Annotated in this window: 14 protein-coding genes; 7 read left to right on the top strand and 7 right to left on the bottom strand. The window is 33.0% G+C overall.

All coding sequences use genetic code 11. The features are described from left to right. Positions 1 to 19: 19 nt before the first annotated feature. Positions 20 to 724: a GntR family transcriptional regulator gene (locus B6D18_RS05745; protein ID WP_086363572.1), complete on the top strand. Its 705-nt coding sequence runs from the start codon at positions 20 to 22 to the stop codon at positions 722 to 724. A gap of 89 nt (positions 725 to 813) precedes the next feature. Here B6D18_RS05745 and B6D18_RS05740 read toward each other — a convergent pair whose 3' ends face one another. From B6D18_RS05740 to rph, 3 genes are all read right to left on the bottom strand, one after another. Continuing rightward, complete coding sequence (locus tag B6D18_RS05740; RefSeq protein WP_086363571.1) at positions 814 to 1,920, bottom strand: SIMPL domain-containing protein; 1,107 nt, start codon at positions 1,918 to 1,920, stop codon at positions 814 to 816. A 144-nt stretch (positions 1,921 to 2,064) separates the two neighbouring features. Continuing rightward, entirely contained in the window at positions 2,065 to 2,712 is a 648-nt protein-coding gene (gene pyrE / locus B6D18_RS05735) for an orotate phosphoribosyltransferase (RefSeq protein WP_086354000.1), read from the bottom strand. Positions 2,713 to 2,725: 13 nt separating this feature from the next. Then, on the bottom strand, positions 2,726 to 3,442 hold the full coding sequence (gene rph / locus B6D18_RS05730; RefSeq protein WP_086363570.1) for a ribonuclease PH: 717 nt from the start codon (positions 3,440 to 3,442) through the stop codon (positions 2,726 to 2,728). 163 nt (positions 3,443 to 3,605) lie between these two features. Between rph and B6D18_RS05725 the strand changes: the two genes are divergently transcribed. From B6D18_RS05725 to B6D18_RS05715, 3 genes are all read left to right on the top strand, one after another. Then, a complete protein-coding gene (locus B6D18_RS05725) occupies positions 3,606 to 4,472 on the top strand; it encodes a YicC/YloC family endoribonuclease (RefSeq protein ID WP_086320547.1) in 867 nt (288 codons plus the stop codon). Positions 4,473 to 4,483: 11 nt separating this feature from the next. After that, positions 4,484 to 5,371 carry a DMT family transporter gene (locus B6D18_RS05720; protein WP_086320546.1) on the top strand — a complete coding sequence of 296 codons (888 nt, stop codon included), beginning with the start codon at positions 4,484 to 4,486 and terminating at the stop codon, positions 5,369 to 5,371. A 241-nt stretch (positions 5,372 to 5,612) separates the two neighbouring features. Beyond that, a complete protein-coding gene (locus tag B6D18_RS05715) occupies positions 5,613 to 6,299 on the top strand; it encodes a tetratricopeptide repeat protein (RefSeq protein ID WP_086363569.1) in 687 nt (228 codons plus the stop codon). 146 nt (positions 6,300 to 6,445) lie between these two features. Here B6D18_RS05715 and B6D18_RS05710 read toward each other — a convergent pair whose 3' ends face one another. Continuing rightward, a complete protein-coding gene (locus tag B6D18_RS05710; RefSeq protein WP_086363568.1) occupies positions 6,446 to 7,825 on the bottom strand; it encodes an MATE family efflux transporter in 1,380 nt (459 codons plus the stop codon). 182 nt (positions 7,826 to 8,007) lie between these two features. Here B6D18_RS05710 and yejK point away from each other — a divergent pair, with 182 nt between their 5' ends. From yejK to B6D18_RS05695, 3 genes are read left to right on the top strand one after another with little or no spacing between them, the layout of a single operon-like run. After that, positions 8,008 to 9,015 carry a nucleoid-associated protein YejK gene (yejK, locus tag B6D18_RS05705; protein WP_086320544.1) on the top strand — a complete coding sequence of 336 codons (1,008 nt, stop codon included), beginning with the start codon at positions 8,008 to 8,010 and terminating at the stop codon, positions 9,013 to 9,015. A 14-nt stretch (positions 9,016 to 9,029) separates the two neighbouring features. Beyond that, complete coding sequence (gene nfo, locus B6D18_RS05700; RefSeq protein WP_086363567.1) at positions 9,030 to 9,872, top strand: deoxyribonuclease IV; 843 nt, start codon at positions 9,030 to 9,032, stop codon at positions 9,870 to 9,872. A 4-nt stretch (positions 9,873 to 9,876) separates the two neighbouring features. Next, positions 9,877 to 10,770: a hypothetical protein gene (locus B6D18_RS05695; protein WP_086363566.1), complete on the top strand. Its 894-nt coding sequence runs from the start codon at positions 9,877 to 9,879 to the stop codon at positions 10,768 to 10,770. A gap of 152 nt (positions 10,771 to 10,922) precedes the next feature. On the opposite strand, the gene pbpC is transcribed toward B6D18_RS05695, so the two are convergent. From pbpC to B6D18_RS12985, 3 genes are all read right to left on the bottom strand, one after another. After that, positions 10,923 to 13,280 (bottom strand): penicillin-binding protein 1C, encoded by a 2,358-nt coding sequence (gene pbpC / locus B6D18_RS05690; RefSeq protein ID WP_086363565.1) that lies wholly within the window; start codon positions 13,278 to 13,280, stop codon positions 10,923 to 10,925. Between the two features lie 108 nt (positions 13,281 to 13,388). After that, positions 13,389 to 19,421 (bottom strand): alpha-2-macroglobulin, encoded by a 6,033-nt coding sequence (locus B6D18_RS05685; RefSeq protein WP_158092527.1) that lies wholly within the window; start codon positions 19,419 to 19,421, stop codon positions 13,389 to 13,391. Between the two features lie 178 nt (positions 19,422 to 19,599). Continuing rightward, entirely contained in the window at positions 19,600 to 19,710 is a 111-nt protein-coding gene (locus tag B6D18_RS12985; protein ID WP_371328873.1) for a DUF1698 domain-containing protein, read from the bottom strand. Positions 19,711 to 20,263: the final 553 nt, after the last annotated feature.

The following is a 20,263-nucleotide window of genomic DNA, read 5'->3' as shown; positions in this document are numbered from 1 at the left end:
CAATAATAAAGAATAACAAATGTTAAAATATCAAGATGTAGCGAAAAAAATCCAGCAAGCGATTTATCAGCAAAATTTGCCTAAAGGTACGCAGTTGCCTAATATCGAAGGTTTAATTCAGCAATATCAAGTCAGTCGAACCACTATTATTAAGGCACTAAATCGTCTTGAAAGACATGGCGTAATTTATCAAATCCAAGGTAGTGGTATTTTTGTTCGGCAACCCAAAAAACGAGGTTATCTAAATTTCTTAGAAAGTCATGGGTTTAGTGTCGATCTCAATGATTTACCTGGCTCATCGCAAGTATTTAATGTTGATGTTATGCAACCTAATGCCAAAGTTAAAGAATACCTCCAGTGCGAAGATGATGAGTATGTTTATTATATAAAACGGTTGCGTTTGGTTGAAGGTAAAGTATATGGCTTTGAACAATCTTATTATCGAAAAAAAATTGTTTCTTATTTAAATAAAGAAATTGCTGAAAACTCAATCTTTAGTTATGTAAAAGATATTTGTAAGGTCAATATTGGTTTTTCAGACAAATATTTTAAAGCCATAAAATTGGATCAAGATATCGCTCCTTATTTAGGTTTAAATGCTGGCGATCCCGCTTTATGTGTTGAAGAGATCTTTTATACTTCTTCAGGTGAACCTTTCGATTTTTCACAAATTATCTATCATTACGATAATGCGAAATTCTTTGTTCAAAGTCATTCAAAATAGTCTGCAAGATTTCATTTAGTTAATAAATTATCAACCAAATGAAATCTAATCTAATCAATCTTAATTACCTTATAAAGACTTACACTAAATCAGTTGTGCTCGACCTTTTTAAGCGTTTCGAATGAGCCTGATAAGGTTAGGGTGATTTCATATTCAGGTGGTGTATAAATATCAACATTACTATAGTTCTTCATTGAAACCATTTTGAACATCATTTGATCACTACTAGAGTTATTTCTTTCATAAATTGCTTCAGGATATCTTGATTGAATTTCAAGTGAAATAGGTGCACCAACGACATATTGTTTAGCCATTAAACGTTGAACTTTAGTAGTTAATTGGTTTAATAAAAGAGTTTCATGCTCTTTTACTGCAGTTTGAATGGCTTCTGGTGATACGCTATAAGAGATGTCATTATTGACTTTCATTTTTAACTCTTGTGCTTTGGCAATAATCTTACCGATAAGATCGAGTCTATTTATTTTTATTTTTAAAGTGTTATTAACAAAATAACGTTGCTCATTAATTTTGTCTGTATCAATTTGTCTGACAAACGAGCTCTTAATTGAAACATTTGTTAAACCAATATTTTTTAAATCATTCGCGATATTAGTATATTTTTGGTATAGATCTTCTTTTGCTTTACTTTCACTATTAGCGACTGCAGTAATTTGGAATAGATAATAGTTAGTTAACTTCTCTTCTTCAAGCTGAGAAATATCATTTATATTATATTTATCAAGGGCTTTATTTAGATTGATAAAACTGTCATTATCATCAATAGTTAATACAATATTAAGAAACGCTTGATAATGGTTATCTTCTTGATTGTTTTCTTTCGCAATTGTTTTAACACTGTTTTTGTAGTCTATGGTGACTAAATTATCATCGGTGATATTAAGTGTGTTTAGGTAATTTTTTAATTTCTTCATTGTCTCAACGTTAAGATCTGAAGCTTCAGTAGGTGTTGCACCTTCTGTTTCTAAAGTAATAGAAAATTCAACTGTATCAGGTTTTAATTTAATGCTATCAATAATACTTGAATTAATTTGCCCCACAGGAATGAGATCTTTTCCATATTTTAATTGTTGCAGTTCTAAATAAGAGTTACTGACGTTTAACTCGTTATAGTTTGCCTGAGATGGAAATATGGTGCTTATATTGAGTAACAAAATTAATATAAATGTTTTTTTCATTTTATTTCCTTAATTCAGTCTAGAGAAATGGGCTTAAGTAAATTAATGTAGAAAGATAGGAAAAATTATAATTAATTTAATTGAAAAGTTGTCAAATAATTGTAAAAACTTGCAAATATAAAAAAAGCGTCTTACGACGCTTGGTTATTTAATGCCATATTCAGAACGATATGCTTCGACTTGGACTACTTGGTCTTTACGTGATGGATCACGATAAAGATATTGGATCAAATCATCTAAAGTGATAATCGAAATTACGTCACAACTATAAGTTTGTTTGATTTCTTGAATAGCGGATAATTCACCTCTACCTTTTTCTTGACGATCAAGACAGATTAATACGCCAGCAAGTTTAGATTGATTATCTTCTAAAATTCGCATTGATTCACGAATTGCAGTACCAGCGGTAATTACATCATCAACTAACATGACGCGTTGTTGATAAATAGAACTACCAACTAAATTACCACCTTCACCATGATCTTTAGCTTCTTTTCGGTTAAAGCAATAAGGTACATCAACATTGTGGTGCTCGGATAAAGCCACAACTGTAGATGAGACAATTGGGATACCTTTATAGGCAGGACCAAAGATGACATCATATTTTAAATTTGCATCCATTAATGCAGCGGCATAAAAACGACCTAATAACGCCAAATCCTTTCCGGTATTAAATAGTCCTGCATTAAAAAAATAGGGACTTTTCCGTCCTGATTTTAAGGTAAACTCACCAAATTTTAATGCTTGCCTATCTAAAGCAAATTCTATAAATTCACTCTTATATGATTTCATCGATCCTCTCCAATTAATCTTTTAAAGCTTGTTTTTGTGCTTCTATAATGGTTGTAATGCCATTTTTTGCCAGTTCTAATAAAGTTAATAATTCTTCATGACTAAATGGTTCACCTTCGGCAGTACCTTGAACTTCAATGATACGACCATCATCAGTCATTACCACATTCATATCGGTTTCGGCATTAGAATCTTCAATATATTCTAAGTCGCATACCGCTTCACTATTAACAATGCCTACCGATACGGCAGCCACTAAAGATTTAATTGGGTTTTGCTTGATTTTACCACTTTCTAACATCATGTTTATTGCGTCAACTAATGCCACACTAGCACCAGTTATTGATGCTGTTCTAGTGCCTCCATCAGCTTGGATAACATCACAATCTAATGTAATGGTATATTCCCCTAATAATTTTAGGTCAATCATTGCGCGTAATGAACGGGCAATAAGGCGTTGAATTTCCATCGTACGGCCTGTTTGTTTTCCTTTTGCCGCTTCACGTTGAGTTCTTGAATTGGTTGCTCGAGGCAACATACCATATTCAGCGGTTACCCAACCTTGATTTTGACCTTTTAAAAAGCGAGGTACAGATTCTTCAATTGTTGCATTACAAAGTACTTTTGTTTCACCAAACTCGACTAATACAGAACCTTCTGCATGCTTAGTGTAATGACGGGTTATTTTGATTGGGCGGACTTGTTCCGCGGATCGACCAGACGGGCGCATGCAATTCTCCAGCAGTTTTATTTTAAAATTTATCTTTGAACTTATTAAATCATTTAGGAGGACATCAACAAGAAAGCGTTGATGTTTAGCCTAAGCTAAGAGCACATTATACAGAATTTGTGATACAATGCCCAGCAAGTTTTTTATAAATTTAGGACCTATTATGATTTCTAGTATGACCGCATATGCGCGAAAAGAGTTGAACCAATCATGGGGTAGTGCTTCTTGGGAGTTACGTTCGGTCAATCAACGCTACTTAGAAACCTATATTCGTTTACCCGAACAGTTTCGCTCTCTTGAGCCAATTATTCGTGAACGACTTCGTACTCGATTAACGCGCGGAAAAGTCGAATGTAATTTACGTTTCGAATTAGATCCAGCAGCACAACATCAAGAATTGTCATTAAACATTGAACTTGCTAAACAAATATTAACAGCTGGTGACTGGATAAAACGTGAGTATCAAACGGGACAAATAAATCCGCTTGATGTTTTACGTTGGCCCGGTGTCATGTCAAGCAAAGAACAAAATTTGGATACTATTTCGCAAGAAATTTTGGCTTTACTTGAAACCGCCATTGATGAGTTTATCGCCGTTCGGGAGCGTGAAGGTAAAGCGCTTTGTGAATTAATTACTCAGCGCTTACAAGCGATAAGCGTGGAAGTTGATAAAATTCGTACTTGGATGCCGCAGATTTTAGAATGGCAAAAAGAACGATTAAAAAATAAGTTTGAAGAAGCTAATATTGACCTTGATAATTCACGTTTAGAACAGGAAATTGTTATGGTTGCCCAAAAAATTGATGTCGCTGAAGAACTAGATCGGTTAATGACGCATGTTAACGAAACATATTCGATCTTAAAGAAAAATGAGGCAGTAGGTCGTCGACTCGATTTTATGATGCAAGAGTTCAACCGTGAATCTAATACTATTGCTTCAAAATCAATTAATGCTGATGTAACCGCAAGCGCAATTGAACTCAAAGTGTTGATTGAGCAAATTCGTGAGCAAGTACAAAATATCGAATAATTTACTTGTTGATGAATCAGTATTTCGGTATTTTTGCTGTTATTTTGGCATCGCTATTATGGGGCACAACTGGCACAGCAGCCACTTTTGCTCCTACTTTATCTCCTTTATTTATTGGTTCCTTCGCAATGGGCATTGGGGGGATATTGCAATGCGGATTAGCTATTTATAATATCAAGCAAAACCACTCATTATTGACAGCTCATAGCCGTTTTTTAGTTGTAGGAGCCTTAGCCGTGGCTATCTATCCTTTGGCATTTTATTCATCGATGCGTTTATCGGGTGTTACTATCGGTACAGTTGTTTCAATAGGATCAGCACCAATCTTATCAGCCATAATTGAATATATTAGTCGTGATTTCCAAGTGGCTAAACAATGGGTTATTGGTGCTTTATTGGGTATTATCGGCATGACTATGTTAGCATTTTCTGAAAATGCTTCGCTCACAATTGAATATAATCATCTTGGTTTGGGAATTTTATTAGGACTTATTGCTGGTTTTACTTATGCTCTTTACTCATGGTCAGCAAGACAATTAATGTTAAAAGGTATAGATAGTAAAGCGGCCATGGGTGCTACATTTGGTTGTGGCGGTTTATTACTGATTCCAGTGATGTTAATAACGGGAACGTCATTTTTTGCAGCATGGAATAATATTGCAGTTGGCTGTTATATGGCATTGATTCCAATGTTTTTGGGATATCTATGCTATGGATATGGATTATCAAAAATATCTGCCAGTTTAGCAACTACCATTAGCTTATTGGAACCGGTTATTGCTGCAATTCTCGCTATGTTAATTGTTGGCGAATCGCTGTCATTAATAGCTTGGGTTGGTATGTTATTTATCTTTATTTGTTTGATTATGGTTACATTATCAAGTGTAATGAATAATTAAAAACGGTATTATCAATTGATTTTAATTGAACTAAAGACAATAATTTCACTAATCCTAATTATTAATTTGCTGATAACTAAGAATAGATTAATTTTCCAATTTGACTGTCTGTATTCCTATTTAAGCCCTCTAAAAACAACATTGTTTTCTATTTGAAAATCAATTAAATATTGCTAATATAATGATATTATTTTTGTTGTAAATATATAAAAATATTAAAGGATGAAAAGGAATAACTAATATGAAAAAAATGCTTACAAGTGGTTTATTAATTTTATTTTTTGCATGTTCGGTTAATGCAGCTAAATATGATAATGTACCATATGATGAAGTGCTAAAAATTGCCACCGAGCAAAATGATCCAGTTGCACTAAATGAGTTAGGCTATAGATACCTCAATGGGGTAGATGGTGTTGAAAAAGACTATGTTAAAGCGAGAGAATGGTTTGATAAAGCTATTGCACAAGGCAGTGGAACAGCCGAATCCAATGTAGGTACTATGTATGATAAAGGTAATGGCGTTGAACAAGACTACGCTAAAGCGAAAGAGTGGTATGAAAAAGGTGTTGCAAAAAATGATAAGTATGCGCAATTAAATTTAGGTGGCATGTATAAAGAAGGACGAGGTGTTGAAAAAGATCCATTAAAAGCAAAAGAACTACTTGAAAAATCAGCAGAACAAGGTTTGTCTTATGCTCAATCTTTTTTAGGTGATATGTATTTTTTTGGTCAAGGTATTAAAAAAGATGCAATTAAAGCTCGATACTGGTATGAAAAAGCAGCTGAACAAGGTATACCTGAAGCCCAGTTTAATTTAGCTGTCATGTATGAAAATGGCATGGCTGACCTAAAAAAAGATCACGATAAAGCGATGGATTTATTTGAAAAAGCTTGTGAAGGTGGTGTGGAGCATCCAATTTGTCAATAATTTTTGGTTAATTAGAATTTAGTTTTAGTGAGAATTAACTAAACTACAGTTAAATTCAAATGAAAAAGGCGGACCAAGTCCGCCTTTTTCATTTTTTAGAGTTATAAAATCAATCTTCATTAACTAACTGTTTAATATAAAAGAGCTTAAGCTAAACGATGTCTTCTTTTTATCGATTTGAAATACCAATATAATGCGGCATAAGCGATACCCGTTGATAAAAGGTCTGCAGTTGGTGATGCTGCCCAAACGCCATCTAAATCGAAGAATAATGGTAAAATATAAAGTGTTGGTAGTAAAATTAAAAGTTGTCTTGAAAGGCTTAACAAAATAGAAATCTTGGCCATCCCGATACATTGGAAAAAGCTAGTTGTTACCATCTGAAAGCCGACAAAAGCAAATGAAAATGTAGTATAACGTAGTGCAATAGCCGATATCGCCACTAAATCGACATCAGAACTAAACGCTCTAACCAGCACGTCAGGAATAAAGCAACCAAATATAAAGCCAACACTGGTGATAACTGTGGCAATTTTAACTGCATAGATAAACGTTTCTTTCACCCGGACATAATTTTTAGAGCCGTAATTATAACCAATAATCGGTTGCATACCTTGATTTACACCAATGACAACCATGATAATCAATGTAATTAATCGATTAGCATTAGAATAACCAGCGATCGCATCATCACTAGAAACATGTGAAATGGGGGCATAACGGGTTAACTGCCAGTTTATAAAAACAACTACCACGGAGGCGGCAACTTGCATAGCAAATGGTGACATGCCAATGGATAAAATTGCTTTAATGTAGCTAAAATTAAGACTAAAGTTACGACGATATAGCTTTATATTACTGTTTTTACTAATAAAATGTTGCATCACAAATAAAAAGCTTATGAACATTGAGAGTGTAGTGGCAAAAGCTGCTCCTCTCATTCCCCAACCTAAACCTATAATAAAAATTGGCGCTAAAATAATGTTGGCAATCACACTAATAAACATGGTTACCATTGCTTTAAATGGGTAACCGCTTGCGCGCATCATATTGTTATAATTGAATGTTAATGTGATAAAAATACTACCCGGTAAAAATACTTCTAAAAACTCACGAGCATAAATATGGTTGGTTGGGCTTGAACCAATAAAGTGCAAAACAGGATCGATAAAATAGAGTAGTAAGGCTAAAGTGATACCACTAAGTACGGCTGTTAACATAAAAGATGTTCCCGCAACTTTTTCTGCTTTATCGATTTCTCCTCGACCTAAAAATATAGATATTCGACTGGCAGAACCAATACCTACCAGCATGCCAATACCCGCAGCAAGATTCATAACTGGTAAAATAATACCAGCGCCACTTAGTGCTTCACGACCAATCCAATGGCCAATAAAAATTCCATCAATAATGTTATACAGCGTATTCACTGTTGTGCCGATAATAGATGGAAGCGCATATTGCCAAAACAATAAGCTGATTTTTTTATGTTTAAAATCATCATAAATATCGTGTGAGTTTGTCATTTTGATTCACATTGATAAAAGGTTAAAAGTTATAAAGAAGTTTTAGAACAAGGATACGTAAAGTATAAAATTGACTACAACAATATTACTTAGTTTAGCAGAGTTACAAATTGATGATAGCACTTTTTTAGTGCTTTGTTAAAATATACCCCATTAAATTATCGATCCAAATAGGAATCTCCATGAGCGTACAAATTGAGAATATAGTTCTACATAAATTAATTAGAAAAAGTGATACTGAAATTGAACTACAACTTCGTGATTCACTCCTCGGTAATGAACAAGCTGTTGCTAACTTGATTGAAGATATTAATAGAATTTACAACAATAAAAGTAAAGCATATGGTTTATTTAGTAGTGAAAGCCTTTTTGAACAATCACTTAAAGAGTTACGTTTAGGTAATCAAGATTTTCTTAATTTTAGTCAAGAATCAACCAAACAGCTGCGTAATGAATTAGCTAAATATCCATTTGCAGAAGGTGGCACAGTTGTTTTTTGCCACTATCGATACCTTGCAGTTGAATACCTAATTATTGCTGTATTAAATAGTTGCTTAAGCATGTTAGTGAATGAGGAGCTTAATATCTCTGAAACCCAATATCTAGATATCGATCATGCTGATATTATTGCCCGTATTGATATTACTGAATGGGAAACCTCAGCAGAATCAAAACGTTATTTAACTTTCTTAAAAGGCCGAGTAGGGCGAAAAGTATCTGATTTTTTCATGGACTACTTAGGTGCCAGTGAAGGATTAGACGCAAAAGCGCAAAATAAAACCCTTGTTAAAGCGGTAGATGATTACTGTCAAGAGATGCAATTTGACAAACAAGATAAAACTAGTGCTCGTGAAAATGTCTATAACTATTGTCAAGCTCAATTACAAGCAGGGGAAGAGATAGAGCTGAAAAATCTTGCTAATGAATTACCAACAAGTAACGAAAACAACTTTATGGAATTTGTAAAAAATAGCGAATATGATTTAGAAGATACATTCCCAGTTGATCGTAGTGCCTTACGTCAATTGAAAAAATTCTCAGGCAGTGGTGGTGGATTAACCATAAGTTTTAACTCTGACCTATTAGGTGAACGTATAAAATGGGACCCGCAAACTGATTCACTCGTTATTAAGGGCGTTCCACCTAATTTACGTGATCAACTTCAACGCAATAGTGGCTCAAACGAATAATTAGGGGGAAAAATATGAAATACATTGGAGCACATGTGAGTGCAGCTGGTGGTGTGGATAATGCGCCAATAAATGCCTATCAAATTGGCGCTACAGCTTTCGCTCTATTTACTAAAAATCAGCGGCAATGGCATGCAAAACCGCTTGAAACTGCAGTGATTGATAGTTTCAAAAAACGTTGTGAACGATATGGATTCACCAGTAAACAAATTCTACCACATGATAGTTATCTAATTAATTTAGGTAGCCCAGATAGTGAACAATTGGCAAAATCTCGTACTGCTTTTTTAGATGAGATGCAACGTTGTGAACAATTAGGTTTAACGTTACTCAATTTTCATCCAGGTAGTCATTTACAAAAAATTTCGGTTGATGAATGTTTATCCCGCATTTCTGAGTCAATCAATATTACCTTAGATAAAACTAAAGATGTCGTTGCGGTTATCGAAAACACTGCTGGACAAGGCTCTAACTTAGGCTATAAATTTGAACATCTTGCGCAAATTATCGATAAAGTAGAAGACAAAAGCCGTGTTGGCGTTTGTATTGATACTTGTCATGCTTTTGCTGCCGGTTATGATTTGCGCAGCGAAAAAGCCTGCAAAGAAACTTTCGATGAATTTGAAAAAATTGTTGGTTTTAAATATTTACGTGGTATGCATTTAAACGATGCCAAAAGTGAACTCGCCAGCCATGTTGACCGTCATGACAGCTTAGGTAAAGGTACCATTGGTGAAACCGCATTTAAATTTATTATGCAAGACTCACGGATTGATGAAATACCTCTTATTCTTGAAACGATTAACCCGGATATTTGGGCACAAGAAATAGCATGGTTAAAAGAGCAGGAAAAATAATAAAATGCCAAAAAAAATAGTTTCGATATGTTTATTGTTCTTATTGAGTTGCAGCTTTTATGCAATTGGCAATACACAAAAAACACTAGATATATTTGAACTTTTTCCAATAGAACATATGGGGCCTAAATTCTATTTTACATCCGTATCGGAAAAAATCATCTTTAATCCTTATGACAAGGATGGTAGAAGAGAAACTAACATTTTTGAACCAGACCCAACGGATAATTACAAAAAAGAGCAATATTTATTAACTAAAAAAAATCGACAACGTTTTTTATCTGCAAGTAAAATATCAGAAACAGACACCTTATTCGTATATGATTATGTTAAAAATCAATTGTATAGTTTTTCCATTAACCAATTGTCGGCATTTGCTATAAAAGATGTTTATTCAGGCGGAATAGATGAAACTGAATATAATTTCGGATTTGCAATAATGGCTAACCAGCTCCCGCCAGATTTCGATCCTTATAAAACTTCTTTTGTTTATATTGGGGAAAAAAATCCGTTTGCTCAACAGCAACTAACTTTATTAAACTGGCAAGAGAGTAATGACAAAGCTTATGATTATGTAGCTCAAGCTTATGGATTACATTACTACGTAACAAAATGTTTTGCACCATTTGGTTATCCAGCTTGTGAAAGATTAGTGGTTAAAAATAAGAACAATAGCATTCTATTTGATCATGATTATCAAAATGGCGATGCACAGCCAACGCCTTTGAATGGCAAAGATAAAGATCATGAATATAAGATGCAATGGTCAGGAAAACTCTTTAAAAATAAACCATTAGCCGTAATTGGCTTTGTAGATGTTGTTTTTGGCTGTGCAACGATAGACTTTATTGAACCATCTTATAAAAGCTTAACGATAAAATGTGATAATCGCCATTAGGATAACCATCAAAAAATAACTGAAATAATGAGTTAAATTATTAAGAATAAACAACATTCAATGAATAAGAATGAAAATATTAAAAATACTACCACTTTGTTTAACGCTCATATTGAGTTATAGCGTTAATAAGAGTATTAGTCTTGTTTTGATTAATCAATTAAGTCTACTTTTAATTTTCTGCTGTCGCTTTGCCCTAGATCATCGATTACAGATATTTTGTAAATGCCACTTTTGTTAGGAACCCAATCCAGTGTATTTTCAACTGAACTACTACCAAGAAAATTTTTATCGACAAACCAATATAATTTCTTAACTTCACCATCAGCAATCGCATTTAGCACAATTTTCTCATTTTCTTTATTACTTAGCCTTAATTTATAAACAACGTTTTTTAAAGGTGAAGTAATACGTGGAGGAGAACCTATATAATTTTGTGTTATTTCACAATGCGCACTATTAGGTGGTGTTTTTTTGGGAATTCCCGCTTTGGCGAATACTTTAACTAAGTCAGATGACCAATATTCATAAACTTCTACATGTGTATCTTTCGGATTGAAAGGAGGGCAAGCCACTTTATTCGTTTTATTATCAATTACAACAGGACGATAAACTGTATCAATATTAATCGGTGATACACCTGGTATAAACCATGTTTTACCCTTTATCTTACACCATTGCGTGACTAAATTCCCACTAGGTAAACAAATATCGACTTGCGTTAAGTTAGGTGGAATGGTGTTTTTATAACCTTTTTGATTTGGATAATAAGCGGTTATTGAATCAATAATATTGAAAAATAGAGGGGCTGCGGCATTAGCACCAACAAAAGCATTATTGCTATGCCCGTCAAAATTACCCATCCAAACAATAAGGGTATAATTATTAAATCCTCCCGCTGTCCATGCATCTCGAAATCCCCAAGATGTGCCAGTTTTCCAATATATAGGTGTTAAAGATTGCTGCTTTTTAGCTAAAATATCTTCATTGCGTGTGTTTTTTAATAACATATCTAATGTCATGAAACTCGCTTCAGGACTCAATAGGCGTTGACTTAAACGTGGTTGATTATCGGTATTTCTAATCATTCTTAACGGTTGCCAAATACCTTGATTAGCTAACATTGCATATAGTGTTGCTAATTCTTGGGCTGTCACTTCACCTCCGCCGAGAACTAAAGCTAAACCATAGTGATCTTCTGAGTTCATCTCACGAATGTGGGCTTGTTTTAAGAATTGATAAAATGAAGGTTTTTTTAATTTACCGGCAACATGTACCGCAGGAATGTTACGACTGTGAATTAGCGCATCTGTAACAGAGATAGGACCTTTAAAATGGTGATCAAAATTCTCTGGCGTATAAAATCCAAAATCTGTTGCGACATCTTTTAATACTGTTTTAGGATGAATAATACTTTGATCCATACCCAAGGCATAGATAAAAGGTTTTAGTGTTGAGCCTGGTGAACGTTTAGCATCAGTTCCGTTAACTTGCCCTTGAATGCTATGATTAAAATAATCGGCAGATCCAACTAATGCTTTCACCTCCATTGTGTTGTTATCAACAAGTAACACAGAAGTGTTATAAATTCCATTTATTTTATTGCGTTCAATAAATGCTTTGACTTGCTGTTCAATAATTGTTTGTAGATCTATTTTTATTGTAGTTTTAATGACTTGTTGTTCAGTTTTCGGCTTTTGAATTTGTTGTTGAAGTATTTGGTTGGTGAAATGGGGGGCGATAAACGGTAATTGTTCTGGTTGACGCATCATTAGTGGTAAATCAAATAGCACAGCTATATTTTCTTCGGTTTTATAGTGTTCTTGCCAACGTTCAAATAATCGTTGTCTAGCATTAACTAATGCTTCACCTGCAATGCCTTTTTTCTTGTCGATACGATAAGTAGGTGATTGAGGAAGTACTGTCAATGTTAACGCTTCAGGTAAGTTGACTTTATCAGGAGTTTTATCAAAATAAATTAACGATGCAGCACCAATACTTTCTATATTGCGTCCGAAAGGGGCATAATTAAGATAGGCTTCTAAAATGTCATGTTTAGAGTATTTTAACTCTAATTCAATAGCTCTAACTATTTGCAGTAATTTACCAGTTATTGTTTTAGTATTAATTTTCCAGTGCATACGTGCCAGTTGCATAGTAATGGTCGATGCTCCTTGTCGATTACCGCCCCCAATATAAGTTGCCCAAAATGCCCTTATCAAACTAAGCGGATTAAATCCAAAATGATAATAAAACCACTGATCCTCATGTAATAGTAGACCATTAATGATATGTGGAGAAATTTTTTCCAGAGGTGTCCATGTTCGATACCGTTGGTCATTTGCTAAAGTTATGCGCAGTAGTTTGTCATTTTCATCATATAAAATAGTGGAAAAATTTAGCGATTGGTTTAACGGTGGGTTAGGAGTTAAACGAAAGGCTGTTACGATTGAAGAAAGAATAATAAGGATAACAATAATATTCCCAATATACCTAAATTGTTTTACCATTTTATTAATTACACCAATAGTGATATAAAATTAAAAAGCTAATGTTAGTAATTATGCAATAAATACAAAATAGCAGAGGGAAGGCGTTTACCCTCTGCTAGTGGCTAATTAACGAGGTTCAATAATAATTTTATTTCCACCTTTAGATACAGCTTGAATATCCCGATCATACATTGCTTCACCATAAGCTGGAGGTACAGCGTACTGGCCAATATTGGTTGCTTTTATCTGATAATTAAATGTTTGTATCTTATCATTTTTTGTCGAACCATAAATAATGACGCGATCTTCTCTAACATCTGTATAGTCTGGATACCAAGTATATTTACCTATGGCAATTGGGGATATCCACTGTTCTTTAGAATCATAATTATTATTTTCACCTTCATCACTTTGCTTATCATTTTCAGATTCAGCATGATTATTAATCGCTTTTTGTTGAACAACTTCAAAACCACCTGGTAGCATATCAACAATTGCAATGTTGGTTAATCCTTCTTTAGATAATGAACGGACTCTAACGGTTACATTGATAGTATCACCTAATTTTACAGTATCAATTTGCTTACCCTTGTCATCTGTAAATTCACGGTAAATTTCAAGTCCTTTATTAATCGGTTCTTGTTGAATTGAACGATCAAAGCCTTTCTGCGATATTGAATACCATGCAGGCAAATCTTTAGCGTTATGGAAGCTTATAGACTCAATCGAATCATTGAATTTTCCTTTAGCTAACAAGTGTTTCAATTTAGCAATAGTTGCAATTTTTGCCTGTTGATCGTTAGATTTTGTTGTGATAGTAAGATCGTTTTCATCTAACTCATGTGCTTTAATTGCAGAATTATAACTATCTAAAGCCAACATAGTCATAGCAGCCGATTGAGTAGTATAACGTTCCTCATTTAGCATTAACGTCATATTTTCAAGAGCTTGAGCTGGTATATCATTGATTTTATTGTCAAAATGTTTTGCAATTAAATAGATTTTCCCAGCATCAATGACTAATGGATCGTAATAATTGTGATTCCACCATGCTTTATCATAGGCTTTGGACAGATCCTTCCAAATCGGTTTTAAAAGATTATCTGCTTGTTTGTCCATTTTCAGCATTTTGTATGATGATGCTAAATACAACGCCGTAAGATCTGTAGACCAAGATTTGTAATTATGATTTAAATCCTCAATGATTGAAGCAATTTGATTAGTTGTAATGATATTTTGTCTAGTTAGCAAGTAAATAGCATAAGCTCGTAATCGCAAGTTGTAAGGATCAGTTAAATTACTAGCCGCAACTAATTTAAGATATTTATTTGCATTTTCTAGTAGATCTTTTGGTATTACTAATCCAGCATCTTTTGCTTCAAGTAGGAAATGAACTGTATAAAGTGTAATAAATGGATCAACATTGTATGTTGAATACCATAAACCAATTGCGCCTTCACTATTTTGACGGCTTTGTAGTTTTTGTATTACTGCGGTAAACGGTAATGTTTTATCGGTGATCATATTGAATTCAGGATATTTATTGCCAATCACCAATGGTAAAGCACGACTAACAATCTGTTCAGAACAAAAATATTCATAATCATCTAAGTATTCGGTAAGAGCTTTAGCTAAGATCATTGGAGAATAAGAGACGCCAGCATTCTGTTCATTAAATTCTGGATACATCTGTCTAAACCCGGAAAAGGTTTGTGTTTTACCATCCATTCGTCCCATAATCGTTTTTATTCGATAAGGATTAACCGGACGAACAGAAGTACTTACTCGTCTTGTTATCGTTTTATCTTTATAGGTTGCTGTAAAGAGTAAATCACCACTACCTAATTGTTCGGTTGCTTTTAAGCGGAAACTTAAAGTCCCTTCTTTCATTGAAGCTAACTTGACGGTTTTAATTGACTCATCTAAAACAGCTAGATGTGGCGTTGTGGTTAGCTTAACCTTAATTGGGATTTCTTCATTACCGATTTCAGTGATGTTATTTGCAACTAATAAACTTATTTCAAATTCATCGTTTGGCGTGACGAAATAAGGTACATTAGGGCTTAATACAAAGTCATTACGAACCGTAGTAGACGTTTGTGTAACGCCCATTGTTTTCTTACCGACTGTCACAGCCATCACTCTAATTTTTCCACTGAAAAATTCAGGTACTTTGTAATCGAGTTGTTTTTCACCATTAACGTCTATAATTCCGGACCAGTAGGTAACAGGCTCATCAGTCTTACGTTTAAATGGATTCAAATGAGCATTAAGTTTATCATCACTTTCTTGATCACCACCTGGTGCAGATAAAGTTAGTAAACGTTTATATTCAGGTAAGATAAGATCTAAAATCTGATCTGTACTTACTGATAAGGCTTTTTTACGTATAAAGTTTTTAACTGGATTTTTTAATTGATAGCCAGCAACTTGTAATATACCTTCATCAACCGCGAAAACAGCGACACGTTGTTGGCTATTAGTTTTAATTGTGATTGGAATCGTCTCTCCAGGTTTGATTAATTTCGGTGTTTCTAATGTTACCTTCTCCATAAATTTATCATCTGAAACCTTAAATGGAACAATACCATAACTAAGAGGACTCATGAATATTTCTTCTGAATTTGGATCACGAATAAACTGCACATTGATATAGGCATTTCCTTCTACTTCTTTAGGTAAAGTGATTTTTTGTACCGAGCTGGTAGTATTAGTTTTAAACCACTTCCATGCATAAACTTTATCCCTTTCTATAGTGATGATTCCACTTCCGGTATATGGTGCGGTTATCGCTATTTCTATATCTTGTCCCGGTTTGTATTGATTAGCGTCAATTTTTAACATTAATTCACTATTACGATCTAATGAACGTGTTATATTTGCTGATCCGGCTACCGTATATTCGGTTTGATATATTATTTCGTTTTGGTTATTTAACAATTGAAGAATATAGTTACCCGGTGTTTTAGTTGGAATCTGATAAATAGTTCCTTTATTATCAATTTCAAAAGGAATTTGTGAAATTACAATATCCTTCCGTTTAGATTCATACTTATAAACACCTGAAGACTGTTCTACTAACACAGAAAGATATTTTTTCTCAAGGGTAACAAGTTTGAGATTATCTAGTGTAATTTGATCTAGAGTTGGATTTATTGCAATGAGATTAAGTAAACGCTTGCTATCCCGTTTAATATAATTTAATTGACCATCAGATTTTGCTCCAACTAAATAATCAGATGCAGAAATCAAAATTGAATCAGTTGCAGCAACACTACGACCACTATTTGGTTCAAATACATCAGTCAAGAATTTGGCTACATATTGACCTTCAAAGTCTTCAATATGCAAATCAATATCAGCAATCCCTTCTTCATTTGTAAAATTGTCTTCAAGTTCAATTTTGAAATTACTACGATTATTACCTACTCGATAAAAATGATAATCTTGATATTTTTTAAAACTAAATTTTGTTGGTTGTAAATATAATTTACTCTCAACTCGACGCTCTTGGGCTGGGGTTCCAAAGAGATTTTTCGCTGTCACTTTTGCAATTATATCCGATTGATTAATCCATCCTTGTTTGTGTTCAGTTACTATTTGTGCGGTAACTTTAGTTTTATCTGGTTCAAATTCTCGAATAGTCACTGAAGTAGAACCTAGGAAATTTGGTTCATCATTATCCGAATCAATTAAATTTTTATTATCATCAATATATAGATATACATGCCATTGTCCGGTTGGAGAACTTTCCTCTGTTTTAAATGAAATCTCATTAAAACCGTAATCATCAACTTTAATTTTTTTAGTTGTGACATGGTTATTTTTAGCATCAAAAATAGTGGCTACTAAATTAATTCCATTCAATGATTTAGTCCAATCATCTGCTTTAATAATCATCCCTATGTGGAAGGTATCGCCTGGTCGATAGATTCCTCTATCAGAAAATAGATGCGCATGTAGCTCTCCTCGGTCAATTGTTTCGTATTGACCATCTACATCAAAACGAGAGTAATTAAGTTTTCTGTCATAATAGCGATAACCTTTTGAAATCGGCAAAAATGAAATATCTTTATCTTTTTCAATTAAGAATAATAACGGTTTAATACCTTTATAGTAATCTGATAATGGTGGGAAATGGACATGACCTGTGTTATCGGTGATAGAAGTCGTAATTTTAATACCATTGGCACCGAGTATTGAAACTTTAGCACCGCCAACAGGTAACCCACTGTGGATAGATTGCACAAAGAGATCATAAGAGCCATCAAGTGATTTTTTATTTATAATTCCTAAATCTGTCACTAATATGAATCGAGAATTGATATAATCGTAAGATTCTTCATCTTCTATTACATCATCATTTTTGGCATAGAGATTTAATAAAAATACCCCGTGATTAACTTCTTTTCCCTTAACATCTTTGCTAAGGTATGGAGTTAAATCAAAGTCAGAGTAATGAATAGCACCTGATTTATCCTTAATATCTTTTGTAATTGAATATTTTTCAACAAAATTATCACTTTTATAATATTCAAAATTCATTGAACTAAAATCACTTTCATTATCGTAGACTAAATGGTGTAATTGGGATGGAATAACACGTTTGAGTTCTAACTTTATTTGACTAACATTACGAGAAACGACAGGAATCTTTTTATCACCTGATAGCGATAATAGAGAACCAGTAGCAGCAAAATTAAGCAATTTATCAAATTCATTAATTTGCATCAATTTCTCATATTTCTTCTTAAATGTGTAGCCACCATCTGACGTTAAGGATGGATCAACAGTAATAAATATTTGTTGACGTTGATCACCGTTTATTTCAAAACTGAATTGATTTTGATAAGTTCTATTATCGTCAGTCTCAATATATCTAGTTGTTAATTTTTTCGATTTATCTAGGACCGTTTTATCAATAAAATATTTAGTTTTGTATGTGTTATCGATTTTATCATAATATTCTTCACTATATTTGGCGTTTGGATTGGGTAACTGCCAGATTGACAATGCTTTTTGTAAATCACTAGCTTTAACATTATAAGCTAAATTAATTGTGATAATTTGGCGTATTTCATTATTCGACAGTTCAACAAAGGAAATATCAGATGAAGTGATACTAAGATCATATTTATTTGGTATATATATATTTTTCGAACTTTCTGAAGTTGTTGGGGATCCTCCTATTGAAGATGTTACACCCTTTGCAATTTTTAATGATAAATACCTATCCATATCAGCAAGTTCTAATTTATCACTTTTTATATAAGCACTTGTTTTATCTTTATTATAATTAATTGTAAAGTTTACATTTTGGACAAATTTATTTGGCTCATATCTTCCATTTGTTATTTCAAATAGTGATAATTTTAATTTTTTTTCAAAGGTTGCTTGATCGACAGGATGAGAGAATTTTACTTCATAAATACCTTGTTTTTCGTCAGGAACAATAGGATTTTGATATAATTCATTGTTTGTAATTCCAAAAGAAAAGCCGGTTGTATTAAACGTAAAATTATCATCCTTTTTACTTATTAAATTGTTAGAATCAAATAACTTTGAATCATCCAATTTAACCGTATAGGTTTCACCTATTGGCCATGGTTGTTCTGGTTTAAAATAGATATTTACATCGTCATGCCAACTCCAAGTCCCTTTAATTTCAGGTGAAATTTGAATTCCCTCAGTTATTTCCTTACCAATTTTATCTATCGGAGCTGGTGATCGTTTATGTCCAGTAAATTGGATTTTTAAATAAGATTGATTAGGATTAGTAAGTACACCAGATTCTTTAGGCGCATAAAAAGAAATACCATACGTATTAACAATTACGGGAGCTGGCTCAATAGGTTTTGGTTTATTTAAGTACCAATGGTAGGCATAATTACCACTGAAATAGGCAATAATTCCCACAATAACAACACAACCAATAATTAAACTATAGTTATTGAGTCTTTTAATTGATGATTGATAGATATCTTTAGCACGTGGATACCACTTAGGTATCGACCAATTAATTTGACCAATAATCGGGCTTATCAGCCATAATAAGGATCGTAAAACAATTAGTAGAAAAAGTGCAAAATAGAGAATCGCTTCTAGACCGATACATAAGATGCGGTAGGGTAGACGGAGAATGAAACGTATTATATCCATGATATTCCTTATCATCTCAATAAAAATTAATAAAATTTTGATTTTTATTGTATTATCTTCTTGTGTGAATAATTTGGTATTACTAAAAACAAAGTAAATACTTTGGTGTAAGTATAAACTATAAATAAAATTAATTGAATGACTATAGCTCTTTTTAGCAATAAAACCTCTTGCCTTGTTATTGGATAACTTGTAATGTTTTTTGTTGGTCATGTGGATCAAGAAAATCGCTAAGATAACCCAATGTCATCCAATCCGTTTTTTGTTGTTCTTCTAAATTGTTAACAATGGGAACAACTTTTTTAAAGAATAAGATAAGCTATATTGAAGATTTTAATCAACAGATGGTAAGGTTTTATCAACAGGGAAAACATGTAATGAATTTGGTTAAGAGTATAAGTTAACGCTACCAGCATTATATCTATGGATAACTTAATGCACCACTACACGTTGATTTAAATTGTTTTGTTCTACAATAAATTATTCAAACTTTAGTGATATTTGGATTTGAGTGGAAATCATTTGGTTGCCCAACTATTGATTATCTTGCTCAATCTTATAAAAGTTTAATCATAAAGTGTGATAATAGACATTAACTAAGTTATTTTGGTTAATCGATTGTTTATATTTATAAATGACTAATTAAGTTTAATTTACAATATAAAAAAATATTGGTCACAATCAATAATGCGTTAATTAAAAATATTGCCCATTTGATTAAAATTATTATTAAGTGATGAATTAAAGAGAAATCAGATCGAAAATAAAATATTACCAATCAAGTATTAAATATATTTTTTAATTCTAACGAATATATAGAACAACTAAGAGCTTGGATTAAA

It is taken from the genome of Gilliamella sp. A7 (assembly GCF_002142015.1).
GTDB lineage: Bacteria > Pseudomonadota > Gammaproteobacteria > Enterobacterales > Orbaceae > Gilliamella > Gilliamella apis_A.
This window is presented reverse-complemented; position numbering and strand designations above follow the sequence as displayed.